Raw genomic sequence first — 25,439 nt, 5'->3', positions numbered from 1 at the left:
CCTCTTTAAGACGGTTTTTCAAGACCGCCTATCAAGACTGCGTGCCGCCGACGGTCAGCTCATCCAATTTCAGGGTGGGCTGGCCCACACCCACCGGCACGCCCTGCCCTTCTTTACCACACACGCCAATGCCGGTATCCAGCGCCATATCATGGCCAATCATGGAAACACGCTGCATCGCTTCCGGCCCGTTACCAATCAAGGTGGCGCCTTTCACCGGCACCGTCACCTTACCGTCTTCAATCAAGTAGGCTTCGCTGGCAGAGAACACAAATTTGCCAGAGGTGATATCCACCTGCCCGCCCCCAAAGCTCACCGCGTAAATACCGCGCTTAACGCTTTTGATAATATCGCTGGGCTCATCTTGGCCCGCAAGCATGACCGTATTCGTCATGCGCGGCATCGGCAGGTGGGCAAAGGATTCGCGTCGCGCATTGCCTGTGGGAGCCATACCCATTAAGCGGGCATTGAGTTTGTCCTGCATATAGCCGGTCAAAATGCCGTCTTCGATAAGCGGCGTGTATTGGCCCGGCGTGCCCTCGTCATCCACGCTCATCGAGCCACGGCAATCCGATAGTGTCGCATCATCGACAATCGTCACGCCTTTTGCGGCCACGCGCTCGCCCATTTTGCCAGCAAAAGCGGAACTGCCCTTACGGTTGAAATCCCCTTCCAAACCATGGCCGACGGCTTCATGAAGCAAAATTCCCGGCCACCCCGACGCCAGCACCACAGGCATTTGCCCCGCGGGCGCATCGACGGCTTCCAGGTTGACCAGTGCCTGACGCACCGCCTCTTTGGCGTACTGCTCGGCAACTTGGTCATCGCGCAGCTTGGCCATGGAGTAACGGCCACCGCCGCCCGCACTGCCACGCTCACGACGACCATTTTTAACCGCGATAACGCTGACATTAAAGCGCACCAGCGGGCGAATATCCGCCGCCAAGGTGCCATCGCTTGCCCGCACCAGCACTACTTCGTAGGTACCTGAAAGAGAAGCACTCACTTGACTGATGCTCGGGTCTGCAGCACGCGCGATTTTGTCAGCCTGTTTTAGCATGGCGACTTTGTCTTCCGCGCTTAGCCCGGCCAGGGGGTCGATTCCCGCATAGCGCGACATGGCGGATACCGGGCGCACCAACTGTCCAGGCAGACGTTGACCGCTGCGGACGATGCCTGCCGCCGTGCGGCCGGTGTCCATTAGCGCATCGGCCGTTATTTGGTTGGAGTAGGCAAAGCCAGTCTTTTCACCTGCCAGTGAGCGTACGCCGACGCCACCGTCAATATTGTAGCTGGCCTCTTTTACCTCTCCATCCTCCAGTACCCAGCCCTCTTGCCAGGTACGCTGGAAATAGAGATCGGCATAGTCAATGCCCGCGCCCATGGCGTAGCCCAACCCCGTTTCCAGAGCCTCTAAATCGAGCCCTCCGGGGGTCAACAGAATGGCAGCGGCCGTATCTACATCACTTTTATATGCGGTCATTGGGGGCCTTCTAAAGTAACCTGCGGCGAAGTCCAAGGGCCTCGCACGCGATAATGGAGTGTCGTGGCGCGATCTAAGGCGTCGCCAAACAGCTGGTCAGCAAGGAACAGCGCGCCACCCACGATGGGTGCGCCAACGGCAATCGCCGCGATCGGTAAACTTTGCGTCACTGGTAGTGTGACGCCAAGCCGCTGGTCAAGTTCACGCGTCACCAGGTTGACACTGCCGGTAAGCGTTAGGGTGGTGGCCGGAGTATCAATTTGCAATGGCCCGCGCAGCGTCAGCAACTCACCAGTAACATCAGCCGTCCCCTTAACACGGTCAAATGCCGTGCCGCGGCCGGTAACGTCGGAAAAATCCAAGCGTAGACGACGTAAAATATTATCGAAATTGAGCAAGCCAATTAAGCGCGCAGGTGCCGATTCCAGAGTGACAAAGCGGCCATCACGAATGTCGGTACTGATATAGCCATCTGAGCGGCTTAACTCCAACTGCCAGGGCGCCCCCGGCCAATCAAGCGAAGCAGCCACATCGGTACTTCGGCTACGCATGGCCACCGGTTGGTCAAGACGCTCAAGGGCGGTGCCGATGTCGCCACCCTGAATCGTAATGTCCGCACGGGTATGACTGGAAACAGCGTCCCCCTCCCAGTAAAGCTCACCTCGCGCAGAGAGCTGACCCAGGGTTAAGCCAACGGGGGTAAGCGAAAAACGCTCGCCGTCAGTTTTCCAGTAAGCAGTCAAAGGGCCGAAGCGGCGCGGCCCCATAGCAATTTCGGCTAAGCGTAATCGTCCATTGGGCACATCGGCTAGCCAATCAGGAATGGCCACAGGCACCTTGCGCTGGGTGTCGACCGTTTCCATCCAGGAGTCTGGCATCGGAGCATCGCTGTCGTGTTCAACATTGGCTAACGCCAGCAAGCGATCAAGCGCCAGCGCTTCAATGGCCACATCTAACGGTTGCGGTGATTGAGCATCGTACAGTAAATGCCCAGTGACCAGATTACCGCTTAGCCCCAAATCGATCCGGCCATCGTTCACGCCTCCCGACGCGTTAAGGCTGCCTAAACACTCCCTTTGGTAAACCACACAGGGTGTGGCTAACGAGACCGCCAACGGTATTTGAGTACCTCCACCCGACGCACTGAGCAACCCGCTGGGCATTAGCGGTGAAATCGCCTGCTGCCACGCTAGCGGGTCAATGCGAGGTAGGGCAGCATCGATACTAACCCCTGGCTGGGAGGGCCAGTCGGGCAGGCGCACCGCCTGGCTGCCTAAATTTAGCGTCCCGGCAAGCGAGCCATTAAGCTGTTGCAGTCGTGCAGAAGCGATATCGGCTAGGCGGCTTTCGATACGTTTTGTGTCCATATCGGCGGTTAATGTCCAGGGCCAGGCCTGCTGTGGCGATTTTGCAAAGGGCTCGGGAAGATGACTGGTGACGCCGACTAAACGACTCTCCAAGCGCAGGATGGGCGTTGGCGTTAGGGCGACACTGCCCTGCCACTCTAGCGGTCCTTCTAGCGGCATACGCCCTTGACTATCCAACCCTGCAAGCCCAAAAAGCGCCCCAGTGGCGACACTCCCCTGCAGCTGTATGTCGTTGCGTTGAGTATCAATATCAGCGTTGATAGGGCCTCCCAGCAACTGCCCACTAACCTCACCGACGAGACCTGAACTCTTCCCGTTTTGAAGCCAGGCGAGATCCCCCTCAACCGATTGAAGACGTAGATCGAGCGGTTTATACACCACTTCCGGAAAGCGTGGCCGAGCATTGATTTCCAGTTGCAGCGCTTCAGGGTTTGCCAACGGCAACGACAACGCAATATCGCCGTTAACGCCACCCGTTACGCGCAAATCACTTAGTGGGGAAAGATCAATCTCGGGCATTGCCTGTAAAAATGATATCAGCGCTGGCCCATCCGATGTTAACTGCCCCGAAAGGTTGAGCGTCTCATCCTCCATCACCACCTCACCCTCTGAAGCAGTGATGCCATGGCTCTGAGCGTTATCAATTTCAGCTTCTAACACTCTGTTTTGCCACTTTAAACGCCCCTCGACGTCGTCAAGACGTGGCCAGCCTGGCGCAATCGGCAAATGTCCTTGGGTCACCGCCAGAGCGAGCGTTGCAGTAAAGTCGTTGGCGGTCGCCCCTTCGCCTAACGGTTGGCTAAGCTGTAGGGAGCCCTCGCTCACGTAGCCACCAATATCATTAAGCAGCCATTCGCGAAGCTCGTCATCCATGACGCTGAGCGGCAACCACTGGGCCAGCGGACGCTCAACAGCATCCACGTCACTGAAATTGAGGTCTAAACCAAAATGCCCGCGCTGATTACCCGTCACCAAACCAAAGCCGCCCGCTATCTGGGCGCCGTCCCAGTCGACGCTTAGGCGCTTGCCACTCACCATGGTATTGGGGCCGTCGTATACCCACTCCACTTCCCCTTCAGCACGTCGCAGTTGCATGGGAGCGGCAAAAAACTCAGGAAAGTAGAGGGTGCTTTCACCGTTGCTGCTAAACAGCACGCGGCCGCGTAAATCCCGCGCCTGTACCCAGGCATCCAGCGGGCCTCCGCCCGGTGCCTGCTGCCACGGTGAGACCTCCACGCCGGTTAGCGCCGCATCCACTCCCCAGTGGCCATCCTGCTGCCCCACGTGCAAACCCTCGACTTGCCCACGGGGAGCGAGGGTTTGTAATACCCGGGTGACGGATTCAGGGAGCAATACGTAGTCACGCCAAGCGGTCAGCGAGGCAAGCTCAAAGGCGCTGGTGCGCACTTCCCACTGTCCTGGTTGGTGGGTGGCATGCCAGTGGCGTGGCAACGCTGGCCCAACGTTACCTCCAGGGGGCTGGGCCCACTCAACGCTCTCCGCGTCGCCGCTTAGCCACGCCTCACCACCTTCGCCGTCGCGCTGCCACAGGCCATTAGCCTTAATATCTCTTAACACCGCGTACTGAACCTGGTGGCGAAGCGTCAACTGTGGAACGTCGACGGCAACACGAGCTTCCTCAAGGCGCCCGGTGGTCCAACGCCCCCATAGCCGCGCACTGCCCCCGGCTTGCTCTAAATAGGCGGCATGATCAGGTCGAAACATATCCGCCAGAACCACTAACTGATCAAGCTGAATATCCAACTGCAGTGCTGCCGAAAAATCGCTAAAACCTCGTCGGCCGGGCTGCATTTCGACCTTCATTTCCGCCGCAGGAAGGTCTATATCGCGAGCCTGCTCTAACGATGGGGCAATATTGATGGCGCCCTCTAACCTTGTGCGCCGCTCATCACCGGTCAGCAGCAGTGTCTGAGCATGCAGCATCACGGTGTCGTCTTTGCCGTGCAGTACAACCCGCGTGTCATCCACCCACAGGCGTTGGCGTAGAATCAAGCCCGCCCAGCTATCAATTGTGGCCAGATCCACATCGGGTTCTGCCGCCATCAATAGCGGTAACTCCGCAGGCTCAGGCCACTGTAAAGACCTCCCCGAACCTTGATAGAGGTGAACCTGTGTACCACTGATACGCGCATCACTAAAAATCGGTGCCAGATTGGCAAACGACGCCCAGGTATCTAAGCGCAGTCCCGCATGCTCAAGGGAAAAGAGTGCTTGGCCATCGGGGGTTTCCGCGTTCACCCCGTCAAGCCGTAGCAGTAGATCGCTACGCGCTAGCGATAGCGATAAGCGATCGATGGTCACCGGCACGCCAATGCGCGCCTCGAGTAACGCTTCAATGTGGGGGGTAAGGGCATCGGATTGGCTGATCGCTAGACGCAGCAGCAACAGCAGCACAGCCGCGCTGCCCAAAAGCCAGGCCGCTATCAGCAAACTCCAACGCACCAGCGAACGAGTCAGCATGGTTACATCAGCACAATATCGTACTGCTCTTGGGAGTAGTGTTGCTCAACCTGAAAACGGATCGTTTTATTGATAAACGTCTCCAGGTCAGCCACTGCCGCTGACTCTTCATCTAGTAAGCGGTCAACAACGGGCTGCGATGCAAGCACCATATAAGTTTCAGCACTGTAGGCACGCTCTTCGCGCAGAATTTCACGGAAAATTTCGTAGCAGACAGTCTCAGGCGTTTTAAGTGTGCCCCGGCCACTACAGGTGGGGCATGCTTCGCAGAGCGTTTGCTCCAGGCTCTCCCGGGTGCGCTTGCGGGTAAGCTGAACCAAGCCAAGCTCGGTGACACCGGTACACTTGGTTTTAGCGTGGTCGCGCTCTAAGGCTTTTTCCAATACTCGCAACACTTGCCGCTGATGCTCAACATCGCTCATATCGATAAAGTCGATAATGATGATGCCGCCCAGGTTGCGCAACCGAAGTTGGCGGGCAATCGCCGTGGCCGCCTCAAGGTTGGTTTTGAAAATGGTCTCTTCAAGGTTGCGGTGACCTACATAGCCGCCGGTATTAACATCAATGGTGGTCATTGCCTCGGTGGGGTCAATCACCAGATAGCCACCGGATTTCAGCTGCACCTTGCGACCCAAGGCTTTCTGGATCTCATCCTCGACACTGTAGAGATCAAAGATGGGGCGCTCACCTGGGTAGTACTCAATCCGCTCAACGGCATCGGGCATAAACTCTTCGGCAAACTCGACCAGTTTGACGAAGTTTTCCCGCGAATCGATACGCACTTTTTCAATATCGTCGCGCATTACGTCGCGCAGAGTGCGCATAAAGAGCGGCAAATCATCATAAATGACGCTTTGTGGCGTCGCGGTGACTTTACGCTCACTCACCTTACGCCACAGCCGCAACAGAAAGTGCATATCGCCTTTTAGCTCTTCGTCACCTACGCCTTCCGCGGCAGTTCGGACAATAAAGCCACCCGTCACTTCCAGCGTCTGCTCCGCCACGCTGTTATCCAGCAGGGCTTTTAAACGCTCGCGTTCACGCTCATCCTCGATGCGCTGCGAAACGCCGTGATGCGGCGAGTCGGGCATATACACCAAATAGCGGGAAGGGATCGAGAGGTGCGTGGTTAAGCGCGCACCTTTACTTCCAATAGGGTCTTTGGTCGCTTGCACCACCAACGCCTGACCTTCATGAAGCAACTGGCCGATGGTCTGCTGCTCATCGAGCGGCGTGCCGGGTGGCATCACTTCGTGGGCATGAATAAATGCCGCCCGCTCTAAGCCAATATCAACAAAGGCAGCCTGCATACCAGGCAACACACGCACTACTTTGCCTTTGTAGATATTGCCCACGATGCCACGCCGACGGGAACGCTCGATCAGTGCCTCTTGCAAAACGCCATTTTCAACCAGCGCGACGCGGGTTTCCATTGGCGTTAAATTGATGAGAACTTCACCGCTCATGCAAAATTCCTTGTTGGTTGACGTATTCCTTGCCAGCGATACAGGCGGCGTTGCCCTCTATATCTAGAGAATTAAACGCGCTGCCAGATAGGAACTCCCTGTCGGCATAGCAAGTGCGTCGTCTCATACAGCGGTAGCCCTACCACTGCTGAGTGACTGCCTTGAATCTGTTTTACAAATATGGCGGCTAACCCCTGTATTGCGTAGCCACCAGCCTTATCAGCAGGTTCACCCGTGCGCCAATAGGCAACGATTTCATCAGCGCTTATCTCACGCATTGTCACCTGAGTAGTCACGCAGGAGGAGAGCATACCTTCTGGCCCACTTATCGCCACAGCGGTAAGCACCTCGTGGCACCGCCCCGAAAGCAGCCGCAGCATCTCGGCGCCCTCCTCAGCATTCGCTGGTTTACCTAGGATACGCCCATCGACCACCACAGCGGTATCTGAACCTAGGATAGGCAAGTGGGTAAAAGGGGCTGCTGCCTCGGCTTTGGCAACTGCTAAGCGCTGCACATACGCTTGAGCCGACTCACCCACCTGCGGAGTCTCATCAATATCACAAGGGTGAACCGCGACCGGCACACCAATGGATGCCAGCAAAGCTCGACGGCGTGGAGAGGCAGACGCTAAACACAAAACAGGCGCAGTCATGAAGCGGCCAACCGACGTTCTAATGCTTGAAACATCGTCGCTAGCCATGGCCATAGCAACGCACTGATCAGCGCGGGAATCAAAAAGGCTAAATGAATCGAAAAATCACCCACGATAGTGCGTAGCCATTGAGCGACTAGCTGCATCAAGCCCAACAGCACCAGCACCAGCGCTGATTGCTGTACTAGTGAATAAGCACGGAAGCGGGGATAGACCAGCGCACACAAGAAGGCCAGCAGTGCATAAATAAGCGCATGCTGGCCCAGCACGGTGCCTTCAATTAAATCCATCAAAATCCCCAGCACAAAGCCATGAAAAACGCCGACTCTGTCGGGTGTGCGCATACACCAGTAGATCAGCATCAGCCCTAACCACTCGGGGCGATATACCTGCCAGCCATCGGCCAGCGGCATCACCTGCAAGCAAAGAGCCAAGACCAAACTAAACCAAATAATCACTAGCGGAACAATCGGTGCTCGTGGCATCAGGGCACCTCTTGAGATGATGCATTTGAGTCGCGCAACGCATTGTTGGGGCTTGTTGAAAGCTGGAGTGAAGAGCGCAAGGCCTCTGCGGAGATATCCAGCGTCTCATCCCAGGCATGTTCTTCTACCTCCTCTCGCGGGGGCGGAAAAAGTAGCAAGAAATGACGCGAGCGCTGCAGTTGAGCCATCGGTTCGGCCGTCACGCGAGCAAAAGGCTGCCCCGGATCGTGAAACACCTCGGTGACTCGCGCCACGGGGTAACCCGGAGGAAAGCGTCCAGCCAAGCCCGATGTGGTCAGTAAATCACCTTCACGGATATCAGCCGTATCAGGTACGTGCATCACATTAACGCTGCTGTAACGCCCCGCCCCTTGGACGATAAAACGTAAGCCATTGCGGTTTAACTGAACCGGCAACGCATGACTGGCATCAGCTAACAGCAGTACCCGACTTGAGTAGGCAGAGACCGCGGTAATTTGCCCCACCAAGCCCGAGGCATCAATCACCGGCTGCCCCACGTAGGTGCCATTGCGATGGCCGCGATTAATCACCATCTGATGACTAAAGGGGTCGTTATCAAGCGACAACAGTTCGGCGGTGATATAAGGAATATCACGCCGCTTCGCGGCTTTTAGCAATTCGCGCAGCTCGCTGTTTTCCGCGGTCAAATTCGCCATTCGCTGACCACGATGGGAAAGGGTGAGAATCTGCTCACGCAGGCGACGGTTTTCATCCACCAACGCCTGCTGATCGGAGAGCGCAAGCGACCCCCAATTCAACAGGTCGCTAGGCACACTGACGACCCATTGAATAGGAGCAACGACCATCGACATTTGCGCGCGCACTTTCTCCATACGCGTGAAATGCTGGTCGACAAACATCAATGCACTGGCGGCCAAGACGCAAAAAAACAGCCGGTAGCCCGGCAGTGGCCCGTGCGAAAACAGCGGTTTAATAGGCAATCCCCCCGCAATTAACCGCTGCGATTAGTCGCTCGACAGCAACTCAAAGGTGTGCTGATCAATCATCTCCAGCGCCTTACCACCGCCGCGAGCAACGCAGGTCAACGGGTCTTCGGCAACAATTACTGGCAACCCTGTCTCTTCAGCGATCAGCTTGTCCAGGTCGCGCAACAGCGCCCCACCGCCCGTTAGCACCAAGCCTCGCTCAGCGATGTCGGATGCCAACTCAGGCGGTGACTGCTCAAGGGCGCTCTTAATTGCGGCCACGATAGAACCCAGGGTTTCTTGCAATGCTTCCAGGGTTTCGTGGGAATTGAGCGTGAAGCTGCGTGGAATGCCTTCGGCCAGATTACGACCGCGCACGTCAATTTCGCGCAGTTCGCCACCGGGGTAGGCGCAACCAATCTCTTCCTTGATGCGCTCGGCTGTCGCTTCGCCTATCAGGCTGCCGTAGTGACGACGTACATAGGCGGTAATGGCCTCATCAAAGCGGTCGCCGCCCACCCGAATCGATTCGGAGTAGACCACGCCGTTGAGTGAAATAATCGCGATTTCAGTGGTACCACCACCGATATCCACCACCATCGACCCCTGCGCTTCATCAACCGGAAGGCCAGCGCCAATTGCCGCCGCCATGGGTTCTTCGATCAAGAACACCTCGCGGGCACCTGCCCCTTCGGCAGACTCACGAATCGCCCGACGTTCTACTTGTGTTGACATGCAAGGAACGCATACCAGAACGCGTGGACTGGGGGTTAAGAAGGTGCTTTGGTGAACTTTACGGATAAAGTGCTGAAGCATCTGCTCGGTGACGGTGAAGTCGGCAATAACGCCATCTTTCATCGGCCGAATCGCGGTAATATTGCCGGGCGTACGCCCCAGCATTCGCTTGGCATCAGTACCAACTGCCGCGACGCTGCGCATATTGCCAGACTGGCGGATAGCAACCACGGACGGCTCATCGAGCACGATACCGCGACCGCGAACATAAATCAGTGTGTTGGCCGTACCCAAGTCGATCGATAGATCGCTGGAAAACAGCCCCCTCAAACGTTTAAACATGGATGTTGTTACCTAGTGCAGACCGGGAACCCTGTGCGGATGCAAACGGTATCACCGCAACCCCCTGGCAGCAAGCACGAGTCACGCCTAACACTGCCCGTTAAGGCCAAGATGTGGTACCTTTTGCGGCTATTTTCCACGTCTGCAACACAAGACGTTTTTTTGATATCGGTATGTATACCGCTTAAAGCCGATTATGTTCCATCACGTTTATGAGGAAATATCGATCATGGCGCTTGAAGAATCTCATGTGCGCCGGGCCGCTCACTTGGCCCGACTCGCTGTCAGCGATGACCAAGCCAGCGGCTTTGTAGACGACCTAAGCCGGATTCTGGACATGGTCGACCAGCTACAAAGCCTCGATACTGAAGGCGTTACGCCGCTCGCCCATCCGCTAGATGCGACCCAGCGACTGCGCGCCGATGAAGTGACGGAAACCAACCAGCGCGACACGTTTCAGCGCTGTGCTCCGGCAGTGGAAAATGGCCTGTATCTCGTGCCCCGCGTCGTTGAATAAGTACGCTGAGTAACAACGCACGAATATTTAATCAAGCCACCACTATTGCCTCTTTTTTTCTCCCCTGAACGGAGCTTCTGGGTCATGTACGAGAAAACCTTAACGCAACTCGCCGCCGCGCTAAAAAGCGGTGAGTTCTCAAGCCGCGAGCTGACCGCTCACTATTTGCAGCGTATCGAACAGGCTGACGGCAAGCTGAATAGTTTTATCAGCGTGACCGCCGAGCAAGCGCTGAAACAGGCTGAAGTAGCCGACAACGCCCGAGCGGCGGGCAACGCCGGGCCGCTGGCAGGCATTCCCCTAGCGCTCAAAGATATTTTTTGCACCCAGGGCGTGAAAACCAGCTGCGGTTCAAAAATGCTGGATAATTTTATCGCCCCCTACAACGCCACAGTGGTTGAAAAGCTCAACGCGGCGGGCACGATCAGCCTGGGCAAAACCAATATGGACGAGTTCGCCATGGGCTCCTCCAACGAAAACAGCTACTACGGCCCGGTCAAAAATCCCTGGGATCTGACAGCGGTGCCCGGCGGCAGCTCCGGCGGCAGCGCAGCAGCAGTCGCGGCTGGTTTGGTGCCCGCCGCCATGGGTACCGACACCGGCGGCTCGATTCGCCAGCCCGCGGCATTTTGTGGCATCACCGGTTTAAAGCCCACCTATGGTCGTGTGTCGCGCTTCGGCATTATTGCCTACGCCTCAAGCCTTGATCAGGCTGGCCCCATGGCGCGCAGCGCCGAAGATTGCGCCCACCTACTGGGTGTTATTGCGGGCCATGACGGCCGCGATTCCACCAGCGTTGCCCGCGGCGTACCCGACTATGTGGAAGGCCTCAATGCCCCCCTTTCGGGCCTCAAGATCGGGCTTCCCAAAGAGTATTTCGGCGATGGTTTAGACCCTGATGTCGAAAAAGCCGTCCGTGAGGCGGTAAAAGTTTACGAATCCCTAGGCGCGACGGTTCGTGAGGTCAGCCTACCGCATACCCACTATGCGATTCCGGCCTACTACGTGATCGCCCCCGCGGAAGCCTCTTCCAACCTGTCCCGCTACGACGGTGTGCGTTTTGGTCACCGCTGCGACAATCCCAGCGATTTGATCGATCTCTACACACGTTCGCGGGCTGAAGGCTTCGGCGAAGAAGTTAAACGACGCATCCTGATCGGCACTCACACGCTCTCTGAAGGCTTCTTTGACGCCTACTACACCAAAGCCCAGCAGGTGCGCCGTTTGATCCGTCAGGACTTCCTGGACGCCTTTGAAGACGTCGACGTGCTGATGGGCCCCGCCTCGCCTACCCCCGCGTTTGACCTGGGTGCCAAAAAAGATCCGGTGTCGATGTACCTGCAGGATATCTACACTATCGCGGTGAACCTAGCGGGCATTCCCGGCATCAGCGTGCCGGCGGGTTTGGCCGGTGGCCGCCCCGTTGGTCTCCAGATTCTGGGCACCCACTTTGCCGAAGCGCAGCTGCTTAACGTCGCTCACCAGTTTCAGCAAGCGACCGACTGGCACTTACAACGTCCTGCCTTTGCCGAGGAGTACGCCTAATGCAATGGGAAACCGTGATTGGGCTTGAAGTCCACGTTCAGCTCGCAACGCGTTCAAAAATCTTTTCCGGTGCCTCAACGGCGTTTGGCGCCGAGCCAAACACCCAGGCCTGCGCGGTGGATTTAGGCCTACCTGGCGTGCTGCCAGTGCTCAATGAGCAGGCCGTGGCCATGGCCGTGCAGTTTGGCCTGGCGGTGCATGCGGATATCGCCGAAGTCTCGGTGTTTGACCGTAAAAATTACTTCTACCCCGACCTGCCCAAGGGTTATCAAACCAGCCAGATGTACCATCCCATCGTCGGCCCTGGCGATGTTGAGATTACGCTGGAAGATGGCAGCACCAAGCGTATCCGCATTCACCATGCCCACCTTGAGGAAGATGCCGGTAAATCGCTGCATGAAGATTTTCACGGCATGACCGGTATCGACTTGAACCGTGCTGGCACGCCGCTACTGGAGATCGTCTCCGAGCCGGATATGCGTAGCGCCAAAGAGGCCGCGGCGTATCTCAAAGCGATTCACTCGATCGTTACTTACCTGGGCATTTCCGACGGCAATATGGCGGAAGGCTCCATGCGTTGCGACGTTAACGTCTCGGTACGCCCCAAAGGTCAGGAAGCCTTTGGCACCCGCGCTGAGATTAAAAACGTTAACTCTTTCCGTTTTGTCGAGCGCGCCATTGCCTTTGAGGTTGAGCGACAAATTGAGCTGATCGAAGATGGCGGCAGCGTGGTTCAAGAAACCCGCTTGTTTGACCCAGACCGTGATGAAACCCGCAGCATGCGTACCAAGGAGGAGGCCAACGACTACCGTTACTTCCCCTGCCCTGACCTGCTGCCGGTGGTGCTTGACCAAGCTTATCTTGACCACCTGCGTGGCCAGTTGCCCGAGCTGCCAGCAGATAAGCGTGAGCGCTTCCAGAACGAGCTGGGTCTGTCTGCTTATGACGCCAATGTCATCTCCGCCAGTCGCGATATGGCCGAATTCTTTGAAGCGGTGCATAGCGAGTGCGGCGATGCCAAGCAGGCAGCTAACTGGGTACAGGGTGAACTTTCCGGGGCACTTAACCGCGAAAACCTGAGCATTGCCAATAGCCCGATCTCAGCGCGCCAGCTAGGCGAGCTGATCAGCCGCGTACTGGATGACACCATTAACGGCAAAGCCGCTAAAGAGGTTTTTCAGGCGCTGTGGAACGGTCAGGGTGAGTCCGCCGATGAGGTGATTGACGCAAAAGGCCTCAAGCAGGTGACCGACACCGGCGCCATTGAAGCAATGATCGACCAAGTGATTGCCGACAGCCCCGCTCAGGTCGCCCAGTACTGCGACTCGGAGCCGGAAAAACGCGGTAAAATGATCGGCTACTTTGTTGGTCAGGTGATGAAGGCGTCACGCGGCACCGCCAACCCACAGCAGGTGAACGGCTTGCTAAAAGAGAAGCTCGACGCGCTGCTGTAAAACCTAAAAACGGCTGCCTAGGCAGCCGTTTTTTAATGACACACATTTGAACTAGGCCAACTGGCTGGGCTGGGTAAATCGCTTCAACTGCGCACAGCCTGCCGCCCATACGTCGGCCTCAAGCTCGGCGATGGCGGCGGTAGGGAAGCCAAGCCCCTGAGCAGGGCTGCCCTCTACTAACAGCCCCGCCAGCTCGCCTACCAGCGGCATATGGCTGACCAGCATGATCGGCGCACCTTCAGGCTGCTCAAGCAACCAGTCGCTTACTGCATGAGGCGAGTCATCCGGAGTGATAAAATCCAGCGTTTCCAGCGAGGCTCCCAGCGCATCACATAGCGTTTGCGCGGTTTGCTGCGCGCGAGAATAGGGGCTGGCATAAATTTGCGGCATAAACAGCTCCCCATCAGCCACGCGCTCAGTCAGCCAGCGGGCCATTTTTTTGACCTCCTGCTCACCATGAGGCGTTAATCGACGCGCTTGGTCGGGATACCCCGGTGCGGCCTCAGCGTGGCGCATAATCAACACATCAGGCATTCCTGCCTCCATTGCCCTTAGAAACCTGGTTCTTAGAAGCGTGGTTGTGAGGAGCTTGGTCTCGATGGGCCTGCTGTACGGCTTCACGGGGCAGAATAAACTCTACATCGCTACTCTGCTCACCCATCATAAGGGTGCGCGCCATCTCCTGGGCGGGCACGCCGTCAAACAGCACATGATTGAGACCTTCCGCCAGCGGCATATAAACACCCATTTCACTCGCTTTAGCGCATACCAGCTTAACGGTATTCACCCCTTCTGCGACCTGGCCAAGGGCATCAACCGCCTCTTCCAACGTGCGCCCTTCGCCCATGGCGTAGCCAACACGGTAATTGCGCGATAGGTTAGACGAGCAGGTAACGATCAAATCCCCCACCCCCGCCAGTCCTAAAAAGGTCATCGGGTTAGCACCCTGGGCGACGGCAAAGCGGCTCATTTCGGCTAAGGCGCGAGTCATCAGCATACTGCGGGTGTTTTCGCCCATGCCCAGCGCCGCCGCCATACCGGCGGCAATCGCATAAATATTTTTCAGTGCACCACCCAGTTCAACACCATGACGGTCATCGCTAGCGTACACACGAAAGTAACGGCAACCCAATACTTGCTGTACGCGGGTGCGGGTAAGCGGGTCAGCGCTGGCAATCACGGTAGCAGTTAACTGCTTATCGGCAATTTCAGAGGCCAGATTTGGGCCCGCAATCACGCCAATGTGACTAAAGCCCGTTTCCTGCTCGAGTACTTGGCTCATCAACAGAAAGCCTTCTTGCTCGATCCCCTTGGTGGTACTGACCAGTATCTGCTCGGGCCTCAACCACGCTTTCGCCGCCTGCACAACGCTGCGAAAGGCCTTTGATGGAATAGCGATGAGTACTAGCTCCGCGTCGGCCAGCACGGCTTGAAGGTCGGTTGAGGCCTCCACGGCCGGATTCATTGCATAGTGGGGCAGATAACGACCGTTACGGTGCTCTTGGTTGATTTGTGTGACCAGCGTTTCGTCACGCATCCACTGACGAACGCGGGCACCATTATCGGCGGCAATGCTCGCTAGCGCCGTACCAAAACTACCGCCTCCCAGCACCGCTACGTTGGTTGTCACTGGGACATTGGTTTGCTGCTCAGCCATGACGATATCCTGATCGTTAGTCTCTTACATTTACTGGGTACTTTAGCATCTTCACCCATAGCATCTTCACTAACAGATGCGGCCCGCTTGGAAATCCAAGCGGGCCGCATGTCTGACGTTATTGGCTCATTAAGCCGTCAAGACGCTATTCAGACGTTTCACGTAGGCAGCCGGGTCATCCAGATGGCCGCCCTCTGCAATAATTGCCTGATCGAGCAGGATGTGGGCTAACTGTCCAAATTGATCGCCTTCAGCCCCTTCCAAACGCGCTACCAGCGCGTGGCTAGGGTTAAGCTCAAGAATCGGCTTCACCTCGGGCAGCGGCTGACCGGCGGCTTCCATAATGCGGCGCATCTGGTAGCCCATTTCATGCTCGGGTAGCACGACGCAGGCCGGTGAATCGGTAAGGCGGTGAGTCACTTTTACCTCTTGAACACCATCGCCCAGCGCTTCTTTTACGCGCTTCACCAGTTCCTCTTTGGCTTTAGCGGTCTCCTCCTGAGCTTTTTTCTCTGCTTCGTCTTCCACATCGCCAAGATCAAGCTCGCCCTTGGCCACATCAGCAAAGGTTTTACCGTCGAATTCAGTCAGATGGCTCATCAACCAGTCATCGATACGGTCAGACAACAGCAGAACTTCGATGCCTTTTTTGCGGAAGATCTCGAGGTGAGGGCTGTTTTTCGCCGCATTGAAGCTATCAGCTACGACGTAATAAATCTTCTGCTGCCCCTCTTTCATGCGCTCGACATAGTCCGCCAGCCCGTGCTCCTGGGCAGCCGTATCGGTATGGGTTGAGGCAAAGCGCAGCAGGCCAGCAATTTTTTCCCGATTAGAGGGGTCTTCGCCCGGCCCTTCTTTCAACACGCTACCAAAGGTATTCCAGAACGTCTGGTACTGCTCTTTATCTTTGGCCAGCTTCTTCAACATATCCAAACCGCGCTTAGTAAGCGCCGATTTGATCTTATCAACATTGGGATCCTGCTGGAGCAGCTCACGGGATACGTTTAGCGACAGCTCGCGGGTATCCAGTACGCCTTTGATAAAGCGCAGGTAGAGCGGCAGGAACTGTTCGGCGTCGTCCATAATAAAGACACGCTGAACGTAGAGCTTAACGCCCCGGGCACCGTCGCGCTCAAACAGGTCAAAAGGTGCCCGCCCCGGTACATAGAGCAGGCTAGTGTATTCGAGCTTGCCTTCGACCTTGTTGTGGCTCCAGGTCAGGGGGTCAGAGAAATCGTGGGCAACGTGCTTGTAGAACGCCTTGTACTCATCGTCGGAAACCTCGCTCTTGGGACGCGACCACAGCGCCGTCGCCTCGTTAACGGTTTCCCAGGTAGTCACTTCACTACCCTCGATAGGATTGCCCTCGTCGTCCTTCGCCGTTTCTGTTTTCGGCATGCGCACGGGGACTTCGATATGATCCGAGTACTTACGAACCAAGCCCTGCAGCCGATAGTCGTCAGCAAACTCTTTGGCGTCCTCTTTCAGATGCAGAGTGATTTCTGTGCCGTGCTGAGCACGCTCAATATCGGCAACGGTAAATTCACCTTCCCCTTTCGAGCGCCACTCAACGCCTTCTGAAGCGTCTGTACCCGCCTTGCGGGTGCGCACCGAAATTTCATCAGCGACGATAAAACCCGAGTAGAAACCAACGCCGAACTGACCGATTAGCTTGGCGTCTTTCTGCTGCTCACCAGAGAGCTGCTTGAGAAACTCAGCGGTACCGGAACGCGCAATGGTACCCAAGTTGGCGATCACGTCTTCCCGGTTCATGCCAACGCCATTATCACGTAGGGTGATAGTGTTGGCATCGCGGTCGTGTTCGATTTCAATGCGTAGTTCGCTGTCGCCTTCGTAGAGCGCATCGTTATCGAGAGCCGCGTAACGTAGCTTATCGCAGGCGTCGGCGGCGTTTGAGATAAGCTCGCGTAAGAAAATCTCCCGGTTAGAGTACAGGGAGTGAATCATCAAATTCAGCAGTTGCTTAACTTCCGTTTGAAAGCCTAGCGTTTCTTCGTGGTTAGCCGATTTATCAGTCGCTTGTTCGTGGGTAGCTGTAGTCATGCGCTTAGCCCTTATCAATCACGTTGAGTCGCATCCCTCTGCGTGTACATGCAATGGGATAAAATGGTTTCGTGGAGTAGATATGGGGATAGGCAGCGATTTTTCAAGCAACCTTGATCAAGAAGCCACTGGGGGGTAGCAAGCCGCTGGGGTCAAGAAGGCGTCATATCGGGATCGGTATATTTCCAGGCTCGATAGCCTTCCAGGCGCTGATCGATACGATTGAGCAGCCAGCCGACAATCAGCACGTCATCCACCACGCCGATTAGCATCAGAAAATCGGGTATCAGATCGAACGGCAGTACCAAATAACCCAGCGCTAATGCCATCATGCCGAATGCCGACCAGGGAATAGGCCGAAAATCGCCACGCATGACGTCTCGCGTCATGGGGATAAACAGTTTTAAAGCACGCACTATACGTTTTGTCGCCCAAACGCGTGATTTGAGTCGACGCAGCAACGACCAAGTGGATAATGGGGCCATAGGTAATTAAATCCTTTTAGTATCTGGGCTGTCAGATCATGACGGCTAATATTCGTTCAGTATAGCGGTTGCACCGCAAACTGCGTGGGCTGCTCCCGAGCCCCGATTAAGTGACACCGATTTACAGAGAGAGAGCACCATGTTGGTTTCGCCATTTCGCCATACCGCCCGCGTGCTGTGTACAGCACTACTGGCGGGATTACCTGCATTTTCGTGGGCCGCATCCGATAGTGAGTTACGCGATGCCCTCGCTGCTGCCCGCGAGCAGCAGTGGGCACGGGTCGATGAGCGCTCAATTGAAGACCACCCGCTGCGTGGCTATGTGGAGTACCACCGCTTAAGGGGGCAATTGCCTAACGTGGCTCCTGAAAGGGTGCATCAATTTATCGACCAGCACGCAGACTCTCCTCTAGCAGGGTGGCTGCGTGGTCAAGCGATCGCAAAGTATGGCCATGCGGGCCGCTATAGCGACCTGCTGGCAGTGGCCGATGGCGAGCCTGCGGGCACGGTTCGCCAGTGCTACTACTACACGGCGCTGCTGGATGAGCAGCCTCAGCAGGCGAGCGAAGCGGGGTTGGCTTTATGGCGCGTAGGCAGCTCGCAGCCTAATGCTTGCGACCCGCTATTTGCACGCCTGCGGGCCAATGGCACTATTGATGCCACAGCTATTTGGGAGCGTAAAATGCTCGCCTGGCAGGCGGGAGAAACACGCCTGTCGAGCTATCTTGGTGGGCTATTAAGCAGCCAGTGGCAAACCGCTCTAGAGACGGTGGATAGTGTCACCGCGCGCAGCAGCGCCATTACCCAGGCGCCCAGTTGCCTAGGCCCCGAGTGTGCCGCCACGGCAAGCTTCTACCGGGCCGCCATGCAGCGTTACACCCGTGAAGATACGCCTGCAGCCTTTGCCGCCTGGCAGACGCTCTCGTCGCGTTTAAACCTGCTGCCCAGTGACCGTCAAGCTATTGAAGAAGAACTGGCTTTTTACGCCCTGGTGCGCAATGTACCGGGCACGCTAAGCTGGGTTGACAGCGTGCTACCGGGCCTGGAAAGCGAGCGCGTATTAGAGCTGCGTGTCCGCAATGCGCTGGCTAGCCGGGATTGGAACGGAGTGCTCTACTGGATTGCCGAAATGCCCGCTATCCAGCAGGAGAATAGCCGTTGGCAGTATTGGCTGGGCCGCGCCAATGAGCAGCTTGGCAACCAGGCGGCCGCCGAAGCACGCTACCAACAGGCTGCGCAGGATCGCAGTTTTTACGGCTTTGCAGCAGCAGAAAAGCTCGGCCAACCCTATCAACTGAATCTTGAACGCAATCATTTTGACGAAGCGTCGCGTCAACGTATTGCCCAACTACCCGCCGTTCAGCGCACCGAGGCCTTGCTACGCATTGGTGAGGATGGTCTCGCCAACAGTGAGTGGCTGCACGCGGTGCAGAGCGGTTCGCCGCAACAGGCACGAGCGCTAGCCGACTATGCCGCTCAACAGCAGTGGCATGCGCGCCTGGTGCAAACCACCATTGCCGCTGAAATGTGGGACGCCTTGGATTGGCGCTTCCCCCAGGCCTACCACGATAGCTTTCAACATTGGGGCCGTCTCACCGGCGTGGATCCATACCTATTGATGGCCATTACCCGACGTGAAAGCGCTTACAACCCTAACGCCCTTTCACCCGCAGGGGCGCGTGGATTAATGCAGCTAATGCCCGGCACCGCCAGCCAAGTCAGTCGCGAATTGGGCATTAGCGATCCTGGCCCCTACGGCGTTCTCGACCCAGAGCTTAATATACGCCTGGGCAGCACCTACCTGCGCGACAAGCTGCAACGCTACCAGGGCAATCGACTGGCCGCCGCAGCGGCTTATAATGCGGGCCCTGGCCGCGTCGATCAGTGGCTGGGCGATGGCGTAGAGGCCTTTGATCTCTTTGTAGAGAGCATCCCCTTCCGCGAAACCCGCGACTACGTGCAGGCGGTGCTTAGCTATCGGGTGATTTTTGAAAGCCTCGCTAACGGTGGCAGTAGCGAAGGCGTTTCACTGCTTAGCGATAACGAGCAGCAGGTACGCTACGACCGAGCCCTGCTCGCCCGCCGCTAAGCCCTTCTCTACCTACCACATTACCAGCGTCCGGTTTATACCGGGCGCTGTGTTAATGCCAGCCGAATACCAAACACCACCAATACACTGCCCGTAGCGGCATTAAGCGCTTGCGCAAAACGTGCGTTAGCCAACCATTTGCCGGCACTTCCCACCATCATGACCACGCTGATTTGCCAAATATTGGCGATGATAAAGTGCACTCCCGCCAGCCATAGCGACTTCAGTAGCGCAGGATCGCCAGGAGCAATGAACTGAGGCAAAAAGGCCATGTAGAACACCACGGTTTTGGGGTTCAACACATTGGACAAAAAACCCTCTTTGACCGGCTGCCAGCGCGAAACGGCAGGCACACCTTCTAGCACACCATTAACCGGCAGTGGCTGGCCTTTCCGCGCTGCTAACAAGCTGGTAATACCCAGCCAAATTAGGTAGCCCGCCCCCACCAGCTTCAGCATATGAAACGCCCAGGCCGACTGGAGCAGGATCAACGAAATGCCCAATGCAGAAATCGTGGCATGCACAAACAGGCCGCAGCAGATAGCTAAACTCGTGGTGACCCCATCGCGGATGCCTCCGCGGGCCGTATTGCGTATCACCAGCAACGTATCAACACCGGGGCTTATCGTCAGCAACGTGATCGCTACCAAAAAGGAAATAAACTGCGCATCAATAAAACCTAACTGCATCATTTGTGCTTGCTCGCAACCAAATAAAAAATCTTAGGAATGTCGCTGGACGACAGCCGTGTTTACATCTAGAGTAATTGTAGCGGGTGGACAATAGAGTTGCCCGTGATTACTAAGCACGTTAAGGAAATAGAAAATGGCAACTGGCACTGTTAAGTGGTTCAACGACACTAAAGGCTTCGGCTTCATCTCTCCTGATGACGGCGGAGACGATCTGTTCGCCCACTTCTCCGAAATTCAAGCTGAAGGCTTCAAGACCCTGCAAGACGGTCAAAAAGTCAGCTTTGAAGTGACTCAGGGTAAAAAAGGCCTTCAGGCTTCCAACATCCGCCCAGCTTAATTGCTAACGGATGGACAAAGGCCCGCAAACGCGGGCCTTTTTTATTGCCTAACGACCATCACTCAAGCGATCCTCCCTCACTCCGCGACTCTCCATTAGCACCGGTTTCCTGGCTATCTTCAGCGCTATCGACATCACGATTATCAGAATCACCGCTATCGGAGTCATTGCTGTCAAAGTCATTGCTATCAAGCTCGCCTGACGGCTCGACCACAGCACCACTCTCCGCCTCACGATTCTCCAACTCTTGGAATTGTTCCTCAAGCCGCTGCTGCGCTTCTTCAAAGCGACGTTCGGTGTCTTCAATCAAGGCGTCAACATCGGTTACATCACTGTCATCCTGCAAGGGTGTGCGCTCGGGCAGACTGCTTTCGGTGTCCCAGCTAGGCGGTACATCCTCGTTCTCCATCGGCTCCAAGGTCGGCGCCTGCTGCTCTACCTCCTGAAACTGCTCTTCCAAACGCTGCTCGGCCTCTTCAAAACGGCGTTCAGTTTCGGCAATGATGTCATCTACATCGGAACGTGTAGCTTCACCCGGCATAGCGCTCTCTTCATCGAGCACCTCTTCAGGATCCGCCGCCAGGGTGTCTTCACCAGCCTCAACCTCTTCACCGCCAGCCGTCGCACTGCCACTAGCCTGAGTGTCGCTATCCTCGCGCAGCGCTTCCGCTCGCTCAAGCTCCTCAGCAGCTTGGCGCTCCTCAATATCATCCTCTACTTCTTCAGGACTGGACATCTCAGTCGCGTTTTCAGCCGTGGCCGACGCTTCTTCGCCCGCCCCCTCATCGCGAGCCGTTTCTTCATCCGTCACCGCAGCATTATCATCGGGTGTCACGGTGGGATCTTCCTGGGAGTCACCGCAGGCACTCAGCAAAAGTGCCACGGCGGCGAGCGCGGGTATCCACACGCGATTTGCCATTTAATTCTTCTCCTTTATAACGTTAACAATGTGAGCCAAAAGAACTAAGGCCGGCTGGTCGAGGAGAGCAACGGGCACTCCTCAGGCAGTAACACACGCAGAGCAAGGGGCACTACTTCCGCGCAGAACTGGTCATAGTAGCGCGCTTCGCCGTCTAACGTGAGTGGCCAGGGCGAACCATTTGCCTGGGTGGTCACGGTTAGTTGGGTCGTGGTGAAGTAGCGCACGAATCGCCCGTCATAGGGGAAACTCTGCAGCTCGCTAATGAGTTTGGTCAGTTCCGTTATCGACCGAAAGTCTTTGACCAGCAGCACGTCCAGACGGCCATCATCCAGCTTGGCACGCGGCCCCAGTACCTGTCCCCCGCCCGACTGGCGGCCATTACCTAGCGCCAGTAGCAACAAAGACGCACTCTCCTCTTTTTCGTCCCAATGGAGCGTGCCGCGATAGCTGCGGTGGCGCCAAGCCTTCAGCGCGCCCATCACTGAGTAAGCCCCGCCCCCGAGCAGCCGCTTAAGCGTTTTCGGTGTCGACGAGGTAACTTCAGCGCCAAACCCACCGGTGGTCATGTTGATATAGTAGCTGGTGGACGATTCGCCACCTGCACCTGCGGTCACGCGCACAACATCAATGGGATAGGCGCTTAACTCCCGTGCAGCGGCCAAAGCGGCGCCTGGCTCCAGCGGTAAACCAACGGAGGTAGCAAAATCATTGGCACTGCCTAGGGGCACAATGCCCAACGCAGGACGCCGGTCATGAGGCAAGCGCATCAGCCCGTTCATGACTTCACTGACGGTGCCATCGCCACCACAGGCAATCACGTGGGTAATGCCCATGGCGCCAGACTGCTCTGCAATATCCGCAGCGTCGCCCCCTTCCCAGGTAGCGCGAACCGTAATCAGCATCCCTGCCTGACGTTGTTCATTGACTGCTTCACGCAATGCCGGGTTACCGGCGGATTTACCATTGATAATCAGTAAATAGTGTTGCTGTGAGTCTGTCACTATTGTTATTCCTTTCCATGGTTTAACTGCGGTTGTTCACTACTGCGCTAAACGCTTATGCCAGTGCTTTCTCGACCACCTCGTATACATTTGAAGATAGCGGCTGTTGTTTGATCCGCTCAAGCTCAGACCGCATTAGTGCTTGGCGGGTTTCATCAAAGCGCTGCCAGCGGGTTAACGGGGTGATTAGCCGCGCAGCAATTTCCGGGTTAAGCCGGTTGAGCTCGATGACCACATCAGCCAGCAGTTGGTAGCCTTGACCATCCAAACGGTGGAAATTAACCCGGTTCTGAGCAAAAGCGCCGACCAATGCACGGACTCGATTGGGATTCTTGAGTGAAAAGGCGGGATGCTGCATCAGGTACTTCACCCGCTCAAGCACATCTGGCTGAGGGCGCGATACCTGGACGGTGAACCACTGATCCATCACCAACGGGTCATGCGCCCACTTCTCACCGAAGGCTTTGAGTGCTGGCGAAGCCAGGTCGTCGCGGTCGCTGTGCACCAGCAGGGTGAGCGCCTGACGCACATCGGTCATATTGTGGTCAGCAGCGAATTGGCTTTCACACAGTGCCAAGCCCTGCTCATCTTCAATCGACATAAGATAAGAGAGCGCCACGTTTTTCAGGCTACGCTGAGCTATTTGCTCCGGTGTCGGCGCGTACGCTTCTTCCGTCACATTGGCTTCATAGATAGCCAGAAACTCATCCCGCAGAGCCACGGCTAATGACTGACGGACAAATTCCCGCGCGGCATGGATAGCATCTACATCCACAATGGGCTGCTGCTCGGCGATATATGCTTCAGAGGGTAGCGTCAGCATCTCTGCCAATACCGCCTTATCGCTCATTGGCCCGCTCAGCAGCGCTCTAAAGGCATCGACAACGCGGCTATCCATGACCTTTTCGACGCCATTCCTATGGGCAGCAATCAAGTCATCCAAGGCCAAAAGCGCTAGGCGTTGACCCGCATCCCAGCGGTTGAAACCATCGCTGTCATGGGTCAATAAGAAGGCGAGATCTTCCCTTGAATAGGGATAATGCAGCTTCACCGGGGCGGAAAATTCGCGTAGCAAAGAGGGCACCGGCGCTTCGGCAACATCGGTGAATACAAACGTTTGCTCATCGTCACGTAGATGAATAACCGCGTCTTTGCCGAGCTTTTCGCCATTGAGCGTCAGGGTGAGATCCTGCCCCGACTTGGTACCTACCAGCCCCATACGCACCGGGATATGCAACGGCAGCTTATCTGGCTGGCCGGGTGTTGCAGGCGTACGCTGACGCAGCGTCAAGTGGTACTCGCCCTGAACATAATCATACTCACCGTGGGCATCAATATCCGGCGTTCCCGCCTGGGAGTACCAGCGCATAAACTGGCTGAAGTCTTCACCGGAGGCTTCAGCCATACAGCCGACAAAGTCTTCAATGGTCACCGCTTGACCGTCGAACCGCTCGAAGTAAAGGTCTGAACCGCGACGAAAGCTCTCCTCCCCTACTAAATTACGCAACATGCGTACGACTTCGGCCCCTTTCTCATAAATCGTCAGGGTGTAGAAGTTGGTAATTTCGATAAAGTGGTCGGGACGAATCGGATGCGCCGTGGGGCCAGCATCTTCGGCAAACTGGGCCGTGCGGAAAAAGGAGACATCCTGAATGCGCTTAACCGGCGCTGAATTGGTATCCGCCGAAAAGCACTGGTCACGAAAGACCGTAAAGCCCTCTTTCAGCGAGAGCTGGAACCAGTCGCGGCAGGTGACGCGATTACCCGACCAGTTGTGAAAGTATTCGTGGGCGACTATGCCTTCCACGTTTTGGAACGCTGCATCGGTGGCGGTCTGGGGGTGGGTCAAGACCGCGGCGGAGTTAAAGATATTGAGGCCTTTGTTCTCCATCGCTCCCATATTGAAATCATTGACGGCCACGATCATAAACAGATCCAGGTCGTACTCGCGCCCATACGCCTGCTCGTCCCACTCCATGGCACGCTTTAACGAGGCCATGGCATGCTCGGTCTTATCCAGGTTCTCTTTTTCTACCCAAATCTGCAGCGTGACATCCCTTCCGCTCATGGTGGTGAAGTGATCTTCTACGCTATGCAGGTTGCCTGCCACCAAAGCAAACAGGTAACAGGGCTTGGGGTGCGGGTCTTCCCAAGTAACAAAGTGGCGACCGCCCTTCAGCTCGCCGCGCTCAATCGGGTTACCGTTAGCCAGCAAAATCGGCTCTTGCTGCTGATCGCCGATCACAGTGACCTTAAAGGTCGCCATGACGTCTGGGCGGTCAGGGTAAAAGGTAATCCGCCGGAAGCCTTCGGCCTCGCACTGGGTGCAGTACATACCGTTGGATTGGTACAGCCCCTCTAACGCCGTATTCTCCTGCGGGGCGATCTCCACCTCGCTCTCCAACACAAAACGCTCGGGCACCTGAGCAATGCGCAGGACTTCATCATCTAGTTCATAAGCAGCGACATCCAGCGGCGTTGCATCAATCGCCAGGGAGATAAGCTTTAGGTGCTCGCCATTTAAGACGAGCGGTGCCTTAGCGTCAGCTTCTGGATGTCGCTCAATCAACAGTCGCGCTTTCACACGGGTCGCGGCGGGGTCAAGATCAAACGTCAGCTCGGTATGAGTTACCCGGTAGGCGGGTGGCTGGTAGTCGCTTAAATAAACCGGCTGCGGATCAGACATAGTGCGTGACTCCTGTATAAAACGAATATTA

Annotated in this window: 20 protein-coding genes; 5 read left to right on the top strand and 15 right to left on the bottom strand. The window is 56.3% G+C overall.

Translation table 11 applies throughout. The annotated features are described in order from the left end of the window. Positions 1-31: 31 nt before the first annotated feature. From tldD to YERSI8AC_RS09205, 7 genes are all read right to left on the bottom strand, one after another. Positions 32-1,483, bottom strand: coding sequence for a metalloprotease TldD (gene tldD / locus YERSI8AC_RS09235; RefSeq protein WP_041158047.1), 1,452 nt, complete (start codon positions 1,481-1,483; stop codon positions 32-34). Beyond that, complete coding sequence (locus YERSI8AC_RS09230; RefSeq protein WP_159176624.1) at positions 1,480-5,331, bottom strand: YhdP family phospholipid transporter; 3,852 nt, start codon at positions 5,329-5,331, stop codon at positions 1,480-1,482. Before YERSI8AC_RS09230 ends, tldD begins: the two co-directional genes overlap by 4 nt. Positions 5,332-5,333: 2 nt before the next feature. After that, positions 5,334-6,797, bottom strand: a complete 1,464-nt coding sequence (rng, locus tag YERSI8AC_RS09225) for a ribonuclease G (RefSeq protein ID WP_022523945.1) — start codon at positions 6,795-6,797, stop codon at positions 5,334-5,336. A gap of 71 nt (positions 6,798-6,868) precedes the next feature. Then, the gene (locus tag YERSI8AC_RS09220; RefSeq protein WP_022523946.1) at positions 6,869-7,450 is read right to left on the bottom strand and encodes a Maf family protein; all 582 of its coding nucleotides are present in this window, start codon (positions 7,448-7,450) and stop codon (positions 6,869-6,871) included. Next, positions 7,447-7,935, bottom strand: a complete 489-nt coding sequence (gene mreD, locus YERSI8AC_RS09215) for a rod shape-determining protein MreD (RefSeq protein ID WP_022523947.1) — start codon at positions 7,933-7,935, stop codon at positions 7,447-7,449. The genes YERSI8AC_RS09220 and mreD overlap by 4 nt, the downstream gene beginning before the upstream one ends. Next, on the bottom strand, positions 7,935-8,897 hold the full coding sequence (gene mreC, locus YERSI8AC_RS09210; RefSeq protein ID WP_009287769.1) for a rod shape-determining protein MreC: 963 nt from the start codon (positions 8,895-8,897) through the stop codon (positions 7,935-7,937). Before mreC ends, mreD begins: the two co-directional genes overlap by 1 nt. A 24-nt stretch (positions 8,898-8,921) precedes the next feature. Next, positions 8,922-9,959 (bottom strand): rod shape-determining protein, encoded by a 1,038-nt coding sequence (locus tag YERSI8AC_RS09205; RefSeq protein ID WP_007114671.1) that lies wholly within the window; start codon positions 9,957-9,959, stop codon positions 8,922-8,924. A 229-nt stretch (positions 9,960-10,188) separates the two neighbouring features. Here YERSI8AC_RS09205 and gatC point away from each other — a divergent pair, with 229 nt between their 5' ends. From gatC to gatB, 3 genes are all read left to right on the top strand, one after another. After that, the gene (gatC, locus tag YERSI8AC_RS09200) at positions 10,189-10,476 is read left to right on the top strand and encodes an Asp-tRNA(Asn)/Glu-tRNA(Gln) amidotransferase subunit GatC (RefSeq protein WP_022523948.1); all 288 of its coding nucleotides are present in this window, start codon (positions 10,189-10,191) and stop codon (positions 10,474-10,476) included. 84 nt (positions 10,477-10,560) lie between these two features. Beyond that, on the top strand, positions 10,561-12,021 hold the full coding sequence (gene gatA, locus YERSI8AC_RS09195) for an Asp-tRNA(Asn)/Glu-tRNA(Gln) amidotransferase subunit GatA (RefSeq protein ID WP_039859774.1): 1,461 nt from the start codon (positions 10,561-10,563) through the stop codon (positions 12,019-12,021). After that, a complete protein-coding gene (gene gatB / locus YERSI8AC_RS09190) occupies positions 12,021-13,475 on the top strand; it encodes an Asp-tRNA(Asn)/Glu-tRNA(Gln) amidotransferase subunit GatB (RefSeq protein WP_009287767.1) in 1,455 nt (484 codons plus the stop codon). The genes gatA and gatB overlap by 1 nt, the downstream gene beginning before the upstream one ends. Positions 13,476-13,526: 51 nt before the next feature. Here gatB and sixA read toward each other — a convergent pair whose 3' ends face one another. The 4 genes from sixA to YERSI8AC_RS09170 all read right to left on the bottom strand — a co-directional run bounded on the left by sixA (position 13,527) and on the right by YERSI8AC_RS09170 (position 17,681). Next, positions 13,527-14,009 carry a phosphohistidine phosphatase SixA gene (gene sixA / locus YERSI8AC_RS09185; protein ID WP_141441284.1) on the bottom strand — a complete coding sequence of 161 codons (483 nt, stop codon included), beginning with the start codon at positions 14,007-14,009 and terminating at the stop codon, positions 13,527-13,529. Further along, complete coding sequence (locus YERSI8AC_RS09180) at positions 14,002-15,132, bottom strand: NAD(P)H-dependent glycerol-3-phosphate dehydrogenase (RefSeq protein WP_159176623.1); 1,131 nt, start codon at positions 15,130-15,132, stop codon at positions 14,002-14,004. The genes sixA and YERSI8AC_RS09180 overlap by 8 nt, the downstream gene beginning before the upstream one ends. 129 nt (positions 15,133-15,261) lie before the next feature. Continuing rightward, positions 15,262-17,196 (bottom strand): molecular chaperone HtpG, encoded by a 1,935-nt coding sequence (gene htpG / locus YERSI8AC_RS09175; protein WP_022523953.1) that lies wholly within the window; start codon positions 17,194-17,196, stop codon positions 15,262-15,264. 152 nt (positions 17,197-17,348) lie between these two features. After that, a complete protein-coding gene (locus YERSI8AC_RS09170) occupies positions 17,349-17,681 on the bottom strand; it encodes a YkvA family protein (protein WP_022523954.1) in 333 nt (110 codons plus the stop codon). A gap of 139 nt (positions 17,682-17,820) precedes the next feature. Here YERSI8AC_RS09170 and YERSI8AC_RS09165 point away from each other — a divergent pair, with 139 nt between their 5' ends. Then, positions 17,821-19,770, top strand: coding sequence for a transglycosylase SLT domain-containing protein (locus tag YERSI8AC_RS09165; RefSeq protein ID WP_138800066.1), 1,950 nt, complete (start codon positions 17,821-17,823; stop codon positions 19,768-19,770). A gap of 35 nt (positions 19,771-19,805) precedes the next feature. On the opposite strand, the gene YERSI8AC_RS09160 is transcribed toward YERSI8AC_RS09165, so the two are convergent. Then, entirely contained in the window at positions 19,806-20,462 is a 657-nt protein-coding gene (locus tag YERSI8AC_RS09160; RefSeq protein ID WP_159176622.1) for a LysE family translocator, read from the bottom strand. A 133-nt stretch (positions 20,463-20,595) separates the two neighbouring features. Here YERSI8AC_RS09160 and YERSI8AC_RS09155 point away from each other — a divergent pair, with 133 nt between their 5' ends. Next, on the top strand, positions 20,596-20,799 hold the full coding sequence (locus YERSI8AC_RS09155; RefSeq protein WP_007114660.1) for a cold-shock protein: 204 nt from the start codon (positions 20,596-20,598) through the stop codon (positions 20,797-20,799). 58 nt (positions 20,800-20,857) lie between these two features. Here the strand turns inward: YERSI8AC_RS09155 and YERSI8AC_RS09150 are convergent, their stop codons facing one another. The 3 genes from YERSI8AC_RS09150 to pepN are packed head-to-tail and all read right to left on the bottom strand — an operon-like array spanning position 20,858 to position 25,408. Beyond that, complete coding sequence (locus YERSI8AC_RS09150) at positions 20,858-21,718, bottom strand: hypothetical protein (protein ID WP_159176621.1); 861 nt, start codon at positions 21,716-21,718, stop codon at positions 20,858-20,860. 44 nt (positions 21,719-21,762) lie between these two features. Then, on the bottom strand, positions 21,763-22,722 hold the full coding sequence (yegS, locus tag YERSI8AC_RS09145) for a lipid kinase YegS (protein WP_022523958.1): 960 nt from the start codon (positions 22,720-22,722) through the stop codon (positions 21,763-21,765). A 55-nt stretch (positions 22,723-22,777) separates the two neighbouring features. Next, the gene (pepN, locus tag YERSI8AC_RS09140) at positions 22,778-25,408 is read right to left on the bottom strand and encodes an aminopeptidase N (protein WP_027959069.1); all 2,631 of its coding nucleotides are present in this window, start codon (positions 25,406-25,408) and stop codon (positions 22,778-22,780) included. Positions 25,409-25,439 lie beyond the last annotated feature (31 nt).

This window comes from Halomonas sp. 113, from assembly GCF_904067645.1.
Lineage (GTDB): Bacteria > Pseudomonadota > Gammaproteobacteria > Pseudomonadales > Halomonadaceae > Vreelandella > Vreelandella titanicae.
Note: the sequence above shows the minus strand (reverse complement) of the source record. Positions and strands in the feature narration are given on the sequence as shown.

Excerpts from the sequence above, each read along its gene's own strand:
- gatC (WP_022523948.1), top strand. The coding sequence starts at position 10,189 with ATGGCGCTTGAAGAATCTCATGTGCGCCGGGCCGCTCACTTGGCCCGA.
- YERSI8AC_RS09180 (WP_159176623.1), bottom strand. The coding sequence starts at position 15,132 with ATGGCTGAGCAGCAAACCAATGTCCCAGTGACAACCAACGTAGCGGTG.
- gatB (WP_009287767.1), top strand. The coding sequence starts at position 12,021 with ATGCAATGGGAAACCGTGATTGGGCTTGAAGTCCACGTTCAGCTCGCA.
- pepN (WP_027959069.1), bottom strand. The coding sequence starts at position 25,408 with ATGTCTGATCCGCAGCCGGTTTATTTAAGCGACTACCAGCCACCCGCC.
- sixA (WP_141441284.1), bottom strand. The coding sequence starts at position 14,009 with ATGCCTGATGTGTTGATTATGCGCCACGCTGAGGCCGCACCGGGGTAT.
- mreD (WP_022523947.1), bottom strand. The coding sequence starts at position 7,935 with ATGCCACGAGCACCGATTGTTCCGCTAGTGATTATTTGGTTTAGTTTG.
- tldD (WP_041158047.1), bottom strand. The coding sequence starts at position 1,483 with ATGACCGCATATAAAAGTGATGTAGATACGGCCGCTGCCATTCTGTTG.
- YERSI8AC_RS09165 (WP_138800066.1), top strand. The coding sequence starts at position 17,821 with ATGTTGGTTTCGCCATTTCGCCATACCGCCCGCGTGCTGTGTACAGCA.
- YERSI8AC_RS09230 (WP_159176624.1), bottom strand. The coding sequence starts at position 5,331 with ATGCTGACTCGTTCGCTGGTGCGTTGGAGTTTGCTGATAGCGGCCTGG.
- YERSI8AC_RS09170 (WP_022523954.1), bottom strand. The coding sequence starts at position 17,681 with ATGGCCCCATTATCCACTTGGTCGTTGCTGCGTCGACTCAAATCACGC.
- gatA (WP_039859774.1), top strand. The coding sequence starts at position 10,561 with ATGTACGAGAAAACCTTAACGCAACTCGCCGCCGCGCTAAAAAGCGGT.
- YERSI8AC_RS09155 (WP_007114660.1), top strand. The coding sequence starts at position 20,596 with ATGGCAACTGGCACTGTTAAGTGGTTCAACGACACTAAAGGCTTCGGC.
- YERSI8AC_RS09205 (WP_007114671.1), bottom strand. The coding sequence starts at position 9,959 with ATGTTTAAACGTTTGAGGGGGCTGTTTTCCAGCGATCTATCGATCGAC.
- rng (WP_022523945.1), bottom strand. The coding sequence starts at position 6,797 with ATGAGCGGTGAAGTTCTCATCAATTTAACGCCAATGGAAACCCGCGTC.
- YERSI8AC_RS09220 (WP_022523946.1), bottom strand. The coding sequence starts at position 7,450 with ATGACTGCGCCTGTTTTGTGTTTAGCGTCTGCCTCTCCACGCCGTCGA.
- YERSI8AC_RS09150 (WP_159176621.1), bottom strand. The coding sequence starts at position 21,718 with ATGGCAAATCGCGTGTGGATACCCGCGCTCGCCGCCGTGGCACTTTTG.
- YERSI8AC_RS09160 (WP_159176622.1), bottom strand. The coding sequence starts at position 20,462 with ATGATGCAGTTAGGTTTTATTGATGCGCAGTTTATTTCCTTTTTGGTA.
- htpG (WP_022523953.1), bottom strand. The coding sequence starts at position 17,196 with ATGACTACAGCTACCCACGAACAAGCGACTGATAAATCGGCTAACCAC.